Source organism: Saccharothrix sp. ST-888 (genome assembly GCF_000955975.1).
GTDB lineage: Bacteria > Actinomycetota > Actinomycetes > Streptomycetales > Streptomycetaceae > Kitasatospora.
Genome location: NZ_JYJF01000616.1, coordinates 1 through 349, shown reverse-complemented (window position 1 = coordinate 349; position 349 = coordinate 1). Strand labels below are relative to the sequence as shown.

Sequence of the window (349 nt, the reverse complement as noted above, 5' to 3'; positions counted from 1 at the left end):
GGACGAACTCGCCGCCGCGCTGGACACGCTGGCCGCCGGCGGGACGGCACCGGGCGTGCTGCGCGGCAAGCCGGTCGCCGGGAAGCCCGCCTTCCTGTTCACCGGCCAGGGCGCCCAGCGGCCCGGCATGGGCCGGGAGCTGTACCAGGAGCCCCCGGTGGTCATGCCACCTTTGCGCGCCCGCTTGTCCACGTACAGGCCCCGGGGAAACACACCGTGCCCCATCCCCTGACCCATCTTGATCACACCCTCCACACCCGCAGCCGCCTGCGTGTGACCGATGTTCGACTTGACCGACCCCAGCCACAACGGCCGTCCCTCGGAGCGCCCCTGACCGTACGTCGCCAGC

The 349-nt window shown here is 72.5% G+C and carries 2 pseudogenes; one reads left to right on the top strand and one right to left on the bottom strand.

The features are described from left to right. A pseudogene (locus UK12_RS42190) lies at window positions 1-232 on the top strand (hypothetical protein); the annotation flags it as partial. Here the strand turns inward: UK12_RS42190 and UK12_RS40570 are convergent. Next, window positions 184-349 (bottom strand): annotated as a pseudogene (locus tag UK12_RS40570) (hypothetical protein); the annotation flags it as partial. The pseudogenes UK12_RS42190 and UK12_RS40570 sit on opposite strands and share 49 nt — an antisense overlap.